Below are 9,828 nucleotides of genomic sequence, written 5' to 3'. Positions count from 1 at the left end.
CTTCGCAGGCATCCGCCAAGAAGGGCGCCGGAGCACCTGCGAGGCCTCGGACGAACGCCCTCGCGCCGGAAGCCCGCCTACCCCCGCACGGCGGAGCGCAGCTTGCCCAGCGGCACGAACGTGAGCACCGCTCCCGCGATGACGAGAATGAACACGAGGGAGGACACGAGCCACGACGCCTCGGCCACGTGGATGCCCACGCCGATGAGGGCCCACAGGAACACTAGGGGGAACGCCACGTCGTCGTACATCTTGCGCATGACGTAGCCGAGGGCCAGCACGCCCGCCGTGAGGGCCAGCACCGAAAGCCCGTTGAAGAACGCGATGCCGCCGTCCAAAGCGCGCGTCACGAGGATGGCCATGTTCGCCAGCGCGGCCACCGTGACCCAGGCGGTGTAGATGGAGATGGGCACCCAACCCCAGCCCGACTTCGCCGACCGGCGCACGTTCAGGTACAGGGCTGCGAGCACCGCCCACTCGGCCAGGATGACGATGAACGAGATGCCCACCAGCTCGAAGTGCCACAGCGCCAGCCACAGCACGTTCAGCACGCAGCTGCCGATGAACAGCACGGACACGGGGGTGAAGCGCTTGGCGCGCAAGGGCGCCTCGCGCGTGTAGGACACGAGCCACGCGATGAGCGCCACGTAGATGAGGGACCAGATGGAGAACACGTAGCCCGCCGGCGTGAACCAGGTGAACACGCCGTAGGCCACGGTGGCCGATGTGTTGCCCCCTACCTGGCCTCCCTCGATAACCGCGTTGCCGACGAGCGTGAGCGCGTAGACGACCCACATCGTCACCGTCTCGGCAGTCAGGTAGCCGCCGCGCTCAAGCTTGCGGCCGGCCTTCGTGCTGCGAGCCCGTTGCACGACGCCCGGTGCCGCCGTGGCATGATAGGCATGGTTGGGCATGATGCACCTCGCTTTCCTAAGGGGGCGCCGAGAGCGCCCTCGATTCGATTGGTGCAGCCCAGTGTAGCGCGGCGCCGAGGCCGGGCCGTTACGGCCACATGGCAGGTATCCATCGCTTCGGCGCAGATGAGGGGCGCAAAGCTCAACGATGACGAAGATGCCGCCCTTCCCGCACCAACCGGAGGTCCCCCCCCTCATATCAGCCAGCCGAAACCATGCGACCAGAGACGGCCGCCCCGGCGCATGCGATCAACCTCGGGGATTGCCGTATGCGCCGGACAGCTCCCCTAGCACACGAGCTCTCGGCCGGCTGATGGGATGACGAGGAGATCGCCTACGGTGTCCTTATGCGAAGGAAGTCTCCCGGGGAGAGCTCTTCGGCGACCGTGAACGCGTACGCCTCGGCGGAGCGGTTCGCCACAGCTGCGGGGACGGGCGCGGGGTGCGGATCGTCCGCATCGGGCCGCGGCAGCCAGGCCAGGTTGCGCACCCGCACGCTGAAGGATGCGCGTCCGGGCACGACGGCCTCCAGCTCGTCGCCCTCGCAGAAGCGGTTGCGGCACACGACCTCCACGCGCCAGGCGCCGTCGCCGACGGGGGCGCATGCGCGCACGTCGGCCGCGTGCAGGCACTCCCTCACGTAGCCGTCGCGCTCGGGCGACTGCTCGGCGAGCCCGTAGTAGAAGCCGGTGGAGTACGGCCGGTGCGACACGCACGCGAGCTCGGCCGCACCCTCGGCCGGGTCGGCCCCGTCGAGCACGCGGCGGTAGGCGTGCACGACCGAAGCCACATAGAACGCCTTCTTGTTGCGCCCCTCTATCTTGAACGAGTCCACGCCGGCGGCGGCCAGATCGTCCAGGTGCTCCACCATGCACAGGTCCTGCGCGTTCATGACGTAGGTACCGCGCACGTCCTCCTCCACCGGGTAGAACTCGCCGGGGCGCTGCTCCTCCACCAGCGCGTAGCTCCACCGGCACGGCTGTGCGCAGTGCCCCCTGTTGCCCGAGCGGCCGGCCATGGCCGAGCTCAAAAGGCAGCGCCCCGACACGGCCATGCACATGGCCCCGTGCACGAACGCCTCCAGCGCCAGCTTGCGCGGCGCATCGGCACGCATCCGCGCGATGTCTTCCACGCTCATCTCGCGGGCGCACACCACGCGGCTCGCGCCCAGCTCGTGCCACATGCGGGCCGCCTCGGCGTTCATGACGCCCGCCTGCGTGCTCACGTGCAGGTCCGCATGCGGCGCGTGCTTGCGCGCGAGCGAGAACGCGCCGAGATCGCTCACGATGAGCGCGTCCGCGCCCGCCGCGTCGAGCGCTTCCAGGTACGCCGGCAGCGCCGCCACATCGTCGGCGTCCATGAGCGCGTTCACGGCCACGTAGGCCTTCGCGCCGGCCGCATGAGCGCAGGCCACCGCCGCCGGCACGTCGTCGAGCGCGAAGTTCGAGGCGCGTTGGCGCAGCCCGAAGCGATCGCAGGCGAAGTACACGGCGTCCGCCCCGAAGCGCACCGCCGCCTCCAGCTGCGCCCGCCCGCCGGCCGGCGCGAGGAGTTCGGGGATATGTGCCGTCTGATTTCGCATGCGCCGTATTGTAGCGCAGGACGACGGCGGCGCGACCCATCGCCAAAAGCTCAAGCGCGGAGGAAGGCCTCGCTATCACGAGTTTTCCAAATGCTAACCGGATAATTTTAAAAATAGAAGAGTTTTCCGGTTACTACTTGGAAAACTTTTCATTATCGATAATTTTCCAAGTGCCAACCGGAAAACCTGGTATCCTAAAATCACCCATAGAGCAAGGAGCCTTTATGATTTCCTGCTGGGAGCGCCGCTTCCCTGAGAAAATCCAAGGAGAGGGACAAGAGAACCGCCCCCTTGTCCCCTAACCGGAAAACTTCCGACACGAAAAGGACGGCTCCTCGGAGCCGTCCTTCGCATGCGAATCCTATGGCGCCGCCCTACCCTTCGTACGACACGCGGGCGCCCTGGGGGGTGTCCTCGATGGTGAAGCCGAGGCCGCATAAGCCGTCGCGGACGGCGTCGGCGCGGGCCCAGTCCTTGGCGGCGCGGGCGTCGGCGCGGGCGGCCAGGAGCGCGTCCACGGCCTCGGCGGCATCCGAGCCCTCGTAGCCGGCGATGTCGGCGGCCAGCGCCACGACCTCGGCGGGGTACGCAGAGCCTTCGCCCGCCGCATCCGCGCCGGCGGCCTCCACGTCGATGCCGAACACGCCCATGAGCTCCACGATGAGCGCACGGGCGTCGCGCACGGGCGGCACGTCGGACAGCGACAGCGCCTTGCCCGCCGTCTGGGCGTTCACGTCGGCGATGAAGTCGAACACCTCGCCCAGCGCCTTGCACGTGTTGAAGTCGTCGTCCATGGCAAGGATGAAGCCCATCTTCGCCTGGCGCGTGCGGTCCATGAGCGCGCGCAGGTCGAGCGGCGAGGGGATGTCCTCGGCGTTGGCCAGCAGCCAGTCCAGGTTCTTCACCGCGTTCTCGATGCGGCCGAGCGCCGAGGCGGCCTCGTCCAGGCGATCGGCGGAGAAGTCGAGGGGGCTGCGGTAGTGCGTCTGCAGCATGAGGAAGCGCAGCACCTCGGGACGCGTCGTCTCCAGCACTTCGCGCAGCAGCTTGAAGTTCCCCAGCGACTTGCTCATCTTCTCGGAGTTGATCTGCAGCATGCCGCCGTGCATCCAGTGGTTCGCGAACGTGCAGCCGCACGCGGCCTCGCTCTGGGCGCGCTCGTTCTCGTGGTGCGGGAACACGAGGTCGCCGCCGCCGCCGTGGATGTCGAACGGCAGCCCCAGGTACTTGCGCGACATGGCCGAGCACTCGATGTGCCAGCCCGGGCGCCCCTGGCCCCACGGCGACTCCCACGCCGGCTCGCCGGGCTTGGCGGCCTTCCACAGCGCGAAGTCGAGCGGGTCGCGCTTGCGGTCCTCCACGCCCTTGCCGTCGGCGCGCAGCTCGCGGTGGCCTCCCTCCATCTCGTCGACGTTGCGGCCCGAGAGCGCCCCGTAGTCCGGGAACGAGCGCACGCTGAAGTACACGTCGCCCTCCACCTCGTAGGCGTGGCCGCCGTCCACGAGCTCGCCGATGAGCTCGATCATCTCGGGAATCTCCTCGGTGGCCTTCGGGCGCACGTCGGGGTCGAGCACGTTCACCTTGTGCATATCCTCGATGAACGCCTGCGTGTACTCGGCAGCCACCTCGGCGGCGCTGCGCCCCTCCTCGTTGGCCTTGCCGATGATCTTGTCGTCCACGTCGGTGACGTTCCAAACGTATTTCACGTCGAAGCCGCGCCACATGAGGTAGCGGCGGATGTTGTCGAAGCTGATGAACGTGCGCGCGTTGCCCACATGGATGTAGTTGTACACGGTGGGGCCGCACACGTACATGCCGACCTTGCCGCGCTCGAGCGTCTCGAGATCCACCTTCTCGCGGACCTTGGTGTCGTAGAGCCTGATCATAGAGTGTCCTCGCATCCTGCCTGTCCGAAACGCCGCCCCATGCGGGCGCGCGTCAACCTGAAATTCTAGCACAGCGGGCCGAGCGGGCCGGCTTCCCGAAGGAACCGGCCTTCTAGCTACATCGGCAGAGCAGGCAGGCGGCCGTGGCGGAGATGCCCTCCTCGCGGCCCTCGAAACCCAGGTGCTCGGTGGTGGTGGCCTTCACGCCCACGTTCTCCACGGGGATGCCCATGGCGGCGGCCAGGTTCGCGCGCATGGCGTCGCGGTGCGGCGAGAGCTTCGGCGCCTGCGCGGCGATGACGGAGTCCACATCGAGGATGGCGTAGCCCTCCGCGCGCACCTTGTCGGCCACGGCGGCCAAGAGCTTGAGCGAGTCCGCATCCTTGAAGGCCGGGTCGGTGTCGGGGAAGAGCTTCCCGATGTCGCCCCCGCGGATGCCGCCGAGCAGGGCGTCGGCAATGGCGTGCGCGAGCACGTCGGCATCCGAATGCCCCAGGAGCCCGCGTGCATGCGGTATGTCCACGCCGCCCAGGACGAGCCGGCGCCCCTCGGCGAACGCATGCACGTCGTAGCCCTGCCCGATGCGCAGGGAGGCCGGATCGAACGAGCCCGTCATTCCTCTGCCCCCTTCATGTAGTTGGTGCGCACGGCGGCGGCCAGCATGAGGTAGTCCTCAGGCACGGTGAGCTTGATGTTGTCGCGCTTGCCCTCCACCACGAGCACGCGGCCGCCCAAGCGCTCGATGAGCGAGGAGTCGTCGGTGCCCATGAAGCCGTCGGAGAGCGCCGAGGCGTGCGCGCGGCGGTAGATGCCGGCGCGGAACACCTGCGGGGTCTGCGCGTTCCAGAACACGCGGCGATCGGGCGTGCCCACGATCACGCCGTTCTCCACCACCTTCAAGGTGTCCACCGCCGGGTGCGCCACCACGGCGCCGTCGCAGTCGATGTTGCCCTTGAGCGTGGCGATGGTGTGCGCGATGAGGTCGGGCGAGATGAGCGGGCGGGCGCCGTCGTGCAGGATGACGTACTCGTAGTCGTCCGGCACGAACTCCAGGCCCGAGAACGCCGATTCCTGGCGGCTGGGACCCGAGGGCGCCACCACGATGGGCGTGACGAACGGGAACGGGTCGATGGCGCGCTTGAGGTACTCGTCGCAGCGGTCCTCGGGGCACACGATGACGATGAGCCCGATGTCGCCCACCGCGTCGAAGGCCTCGGCCGACCAGGTGAGGATGGGCTTGCCCGCTATCTCCACGAGCTGCTTGCCGCCCTCCTTGCCGAAGCGCTCCCCCGTGCCGCCGGCCAGTATGATGGCCGCGGTCTGCGGGTTCTTGTCGACCTCGCCCTTCAGCCCGTGCAGCGACTGCGCGATCGTGTCGATGTCCAAGCTGTCGCACGCCAGCTCAGGCGCGCGCAGCACCTCCGACGAGAACACGGGATCGATTGTCTTGGTCATGGGATCTTCCTCTCCGCCTTGCGCTGTTCCGTTTCCGCCCCGCCCGCTGCGCCCGCGGACTTAGTCCCGCTCGCCCGGTTGGCGCACGGTGATCTCCTGCGCCTTCAGCGACACGCGGGAATGCGGCGGGATCGACGAGGTGACGAACGCGGAACCGGCGATGACCGACCCCTTCCCGATCACCGTCTCGCCGCCGAGCACCGAGGCGTTGGAGTAGATGGTCACGTCGTCCTCGATGGTGGGATGGCGCCGCACCCCCGCGAGCCGCTGCCCGCCGCGCGTGGACAGCGCGCCGAGCGTCACGCCCTGGTAGAGCTTCACGTGGTCGCCGATGACGGTGGTCTCGCCTATCACCACGCCCGTGCCGTGGTCGATGAAGAAGTACTCGCCGATCTCGGCCCCCGCGCCGATGTCGATGCCCGTGCCGCTGTGCGCGAGCTCGGTCATGATGCGCGGGATGATGGGCACGTTCTGCTGGTAGAGCACGTGCGCGATACGGTACACGTAGATGGCGTACAGGCCCGGATACGAGAAGATGACCTCCTCCTTCGAGCCGGCGGCCGGATCTCCGTCGTAGAGCGCCTGAACATCGGTGAGCAGCACCCGCTGGATGCTGGGAAGCTCGTCGAAAAACACCGTGCACACCTCCGAGGCGCGATCGCAGATGCGCTCGGGAGTCCCGCCGCACAGCGAGCGGGCCGGATCGGCCTCCTCGGCGTCGCGGTCGTCGGACGTGTAGGCGAGGGCGAGGACGATCTGCTCGCGCAGCGCCCGCTCGATCTGGATGAGCGTCTCGCCGATGAAGTACTCCGGACTCGTGGACGGCGTGAGCATCTCGTCGCCGAAATAGCCCGGAAACAGCACCCGCCGCAAGTCCTTGAGAACCCCCTTCACGGCCGAGCGGCTGGGAAACTGCCGCCCCGGTTTCGTGAAGAATATCTCGTCGGCCTCGTAGTTCTTCTCGATGCCCTTCACGATGCGATCGAGGTTGTCTCCGAACATAGAACCTCCTGTAGTCGGTCGGTTGAGCGAAGCTCGCATAGGCGCCGCAGGGCATGGGCTCTGCCCTTGCCGCCCAACAGGCGGCCCGTCGCAGGTCGTCGGCAAGGGCAGAGCCCATGCCCCGCAAACGGGCCGAACGATGCAGCAATCAGCGTTTCCCCAGTATACGACAAATGCGGGTCCAGAACGCAAGAAACCCCTGCTCCCCGGGCGCCAGATGCGAGCCCAGGGAACAGGGGAGCTTTTTTCAGGGGGAGCGCTAGTCTGCCGCGCCGCCCGACATCGACCCGCCGCCACGCACGCCGGCATGGCCCAGGTCGTAGTTCGTCAGCAGCAGCTCGGCATCACGCGCGATGCTGTCGCGCTTCCGCGGCTCCGGGACAACGCCCGAGCCCTGGGTGAACACGAGCTCGCCGTCCACTGCATCCACGTCGATGATCGACCCCGTGGACCACTTGCCCTCGAGTATCTCCTCGGACAGCGGGTCCTCCAGCAAGCGCTGGATGGCACGGCGCAGCGGGCGCGCGCCGAACGTGGCATCGGTGCCCTCCTTGGCGATGAGCTTGCACGCCGTGTCGGTCAGGTTGATGGACATGTTCTGCGCGATCAGGCGCTCGCGCAGGTCAGCCACCATGAGCTTCACGATCTCGGCGATCTGCTCGTCGTTCAGGCTCTTGAACACGATGATCTCGTCGATGCGGTTCAGGAACTCGGGACGGAACAGCTTCTTCATCTCGGACATGACGCGGCTCTTTATCTCCTTGTCGGAGAGGCCCGCGTGCTCCTCGGTGGAGAAGCCGAGCGTCGTCGGCTGCGCGATCTCGCGCGCGCCCACGTTCGACGTCATGATGATGACCGTGTTGCGGAAGTCGACCGTGCGGCCCTGCGCGTCCGTCAAGCGGCCCTCCTCCAAGATCTGGAGCAGGATGTTGAACACGTCGGGGTGCGCCTTCTCGATCTCGTCGAACAGCACCACCGAGTAGGGGCGCTGGCGAACGGCCTTCGTCAGCTGGCCGCCCTCGTCGAAGCCCACGTAGCCCGGAGGGCTGCCGACCAGGCGGGACACGCTGTGCTTCTCCATGTACTCGGACATGTCGAAGGACAGGAGCGCATCCTCGGAGTTGAACAGGAACTCGGCCAGCGCCTTCGAGAGCTCCGTCTTGCCCACGCCCGAGGGGCCCAGGAAGATGAACGAGCCGGCGGGCCGCTTCGGGTCCTTGAGGCCCGAGCGCGAGCGGCGGATGGCCTTCGACAGCGCCGTGACGGCCTCTTCCTGGCCCACGACGCGCTCGTGCAGCACGCTCTCCATGCGCAGCAGCTTCTCGGTCTCGGCCTCGGTGAGGTTCGATACCGGCACGCCCGTGGTCATGGACACCACGTCGGCGATGTCCTCCACCGTCACCTGCTGGATGGTCTTCTGGGCATTCTCCTCCCAGTCCTTCTCGGCCTGGGCGCGCTTGTCCTTGAGCTGGGCCTCCTCGTCGCGCAGCTGGGCGGCGCGCTCGAAGTCCTGGGCGGCGATGGCACCGTCCTTCTCGGCGCGGAGCTTGCGCAGCTCCTCGTCCAGGTCGCGCAGCTCCTTCGGCAGCGTCATGTTGCGGATGCGCATGCGGGCGCCGGCCTCGTCGAGCACGTCGATGGCCTTGTCGGGCAGGAAGCGGTCCTGGATGTAGCGGTCGGCCAGCGTCACGGCCGCCTGCAGCGCCTCGTCGGTGAAGTGTACCTGGTGATGCGCCTCGTAGCGGTCGCGCAGGCCCTCCATGATGCGCAGCGCCTGCTCCTCGTTCGGCTCGCCCACGGTGATGGGCTGGAAGCGGCGCTCCAGCGCGGAGTCCTTCTCCAGGTGCTTGCGGTACTCGTCGATGGTGGTGGCGCCGATGACCTGGATCTCGCCGCGCGACAGCGGCGGCTTCAGGATGGCGGCCGCGTCGATGGAGCCCTCGGCCGATCCCGCGCCGATGAGCGTGTGCATCTCGTCGATGAACAGGATGATGTCGCCCGCGTCCATGACCTCCTTGATGCACTTCTTCAGGCGCTCCTCGAACTCGCCGCGGTACTTCGACCCGGCCACGAGCGCGCTCACGTCGAGCGTGAACAGGCGCTTGTCGCGCAGGATGTCCGGCACCTGGTTCGACACGATGAGCTGCGCCAGGCCCTCGGCCACGGCGGTCTTGCCCACGCCCGGCTCGCCGATGAGCAGCGGGTTGTTCTTCTGGCGGCGCGAGAGCACCTGCATGACGCGCTCGATCTCGCCCGCGCGGCCGATGACCGGGTCCAGCTTGCCGTCGCGCGCCTTCTGCGTGAGGTCGGTGCCGAACTCCTTGAGCACGCTGTCGGAGCCTTGGCCTTGGGGGTCGAACGCGTTGCGCCCGGCGTACACGGGGCTCTGCCCCACGAGGTCGTTCAGCGCGCTGCGCACGTCGTCGCCGGAGATGCCCAGGCGCGTGAGCACCTCGAGCGCGGTACCGTCGCCCTCGCGCACGATGCCGAGCAGCAGATGCTCGGTGGATATGTAGGATTGGCCCATCTGCATGGCCTCGCGCAGGCTGTTCTCCAGCACGCGCTTGACGCGCGGCGTGAAGGAGAGATGCCCGGACACGTCGGTGTCCTCGTCGATGGCCACCACCTGGCGGATAGCCTGCACCACGGCGTCGTACTTCACGCCCTTGCGGTCGAGGGCCTGGGCGGCCAGTCCGTCCTTCTCTTGTATAAGGCCGAGCAGGATGTGCTCGGTGCCCACGTAGGGCTGGTGGAGCGAGCGGGCCTCGTCCTGCGCCAGGACGAGCACCTTGCGCGCTTTGTCCGTAAACTTCTCAAATGACATGCTAGCCTCTATTCTCGCAGAGTCTATCGTATGGTTCCGTGCCATCTTAGCACTCTTGTATTGAGAGTGCCAATGCCGCATATGGCCGCACACGCTCGCTCCACAAGCGCAGGCGGCGGCGACCCGTTCATCCTATCACGACCTCCGGCTGCGCGCTGCCGTGCC

The 9,828-nt window shown here is 67.6% G+C and carries 7 protein-coding genes; all 7 read right to left on the bottom strand.

The window, feature by feature from the left end:
• Positions 1 to 77 precede the first annotated feature (77 nt).
• On the bottom strand, positions 78 to 914 hold the full coding sequence (locus LB310_RS07105) for a TspO/MBR family protein (protein WP_087191556.1): 837 nt from the start codon (positions 912 to 914) through the stop codon (positions 78 to 80).
• A gap of 334 nt (positions 915 to 1,248) precedes the next feature.
• Positions 1,249 to 2,496 carry a U32 family peptidase gene (locus LB310_RS07100; protein ID WP_301154767.1) on the bottom strand — a complete coding sequence of 416 codons (1,248 nt, stop codon included), beginning with the start codon at positions 2,494 to 2,496 and terminating at the stop codon, positions 1,249 to 1,251.
• 374 nt (positions 2,497 to 2,870) lie between these two features.
• A complete protein-coding gene (cysS, locus tag LB310_RS07095; protein ID WP_301154766.1) occupies positions 2,871 to 4,382 on the bottom strand; it encodes a cysteine--tRNA ligase in 1,512 nt (503 codons plus the stop codon).
• 112 nt (positions 4,383 to 4,494) lie between these two features.
• Positions 4,495 to 4,998, bottom strand: a complete 504-nt coding sequence (gene ispF / locus LB310_RS07090) for a 2-C-methyl-D-erythritol 2,4-cyclodiphosphate synthase (protein WP_301154765.1) — start codon at positions 4,996 to 4,998, stop codon at positions 4,495 to 4,497.
• Positions 4,995 to 5,837, bottom strand: coding sequence for a 2-C-methyl-D-erythritol 4-phosphate cytidylyltransferase (ispD, locus tag LB310_RS07085; protein ID WP_087191551.1), 843 nt, complete (start codon positions 5,835 to 5,837; stop codon positions 4,995 to 4,997). The genes ispF and ispD overlap by 4 nt, the downstream gene beginning before the upstream one ends.
• 60 nt (positions 5,838 to 5,897) lie before the next feature.
• Positions 5,898 to 6,839, bottom strand: a complete 942-nt coding sequence (locus LB310_RS07080; RefSeq protein WP_087191550.1) for a serine O-acetyltransferase — start codon at positions 6,837 to 6,839, stop codon at positions 5,898 to 5,900.
• Positions 6,840 to 7,098: 259 nt separating this feature from the next.
• Complete coding sequence (locus tag LB310_RS07075) at positions 7,099 to 9,663, bottom strand: ATP-dependent Clp protease ATP-binding subunit (RefSeq protein ID WP_301154764.1); 2,565 nt, start codon at positions 9,661 to 9,663, stop codon at positions 7,099 to 7,101.
• Positions 9,664 to 9,828 lie beyond the last annotated feature (165 nt).

Source organism: Gordonibacter sp. RACS_AR49 (assembly GCF_030418435.1).
Taxonomy (GTDB): Bacteria; Actinomycetota; Coriobacteriia; order Coriobacteriales; family Eggerthellaceae; genus Gordonibacter; species Gordonibacter urolithinfaciens.
This window is presented reverse-complemented; position numbering and strand designations above follow the sequence as displayed.

Coding starts and splice junctions, on each gene's coding strand:
- LB310_RS07105 (WP_087191556.1), bottom strand. CDS start 914: ATGCCCAACCATGCCTATCATGCCACGGCGGCACCGGGCGTCGTGCAA.
- LB310_RS07100 (WP_301154767.1), bottom strand. CDS start 2,496: ATGCGAAATCAGACGGCACATATCCCCGAACTCCTCGCGCCGGCCGGC.
- cysS (WP_301154766.1), bottom strand. CDS start 4,382: ATGATCAGGCTCTACGACACCAAGGTCCGCGAGAAGGTGGATCTCGAG.
- ispF (WP_301154765.1), bottom strand. CDS start 4,998: ATGACGGGCTCGTTCGATCCGGCCTCCCTGCGCATCGGGCAGGGCTAC.
- ispD (WP_087191551.1), bottom strand. CDS start 5,837: ATGACCAAGACAATCGATCCCGTGTTCTCGTCGGAGGTGCTGCGCGCG.
- LB310_RS07080 (WP_087191550.1), bottom strand. CDS start 6,839: ATGTTCGGAGACAACCTCGATCGCATCGTGAAGGGCATCGAGAAGAAC.
- LB310_RS07075 (WP_301154764.1), bottom strand. CDS start 9,663: ATGTCATTTGAGAAGTTTACGGACAAAGCGCGCAAGGTGCTCGTCCTG.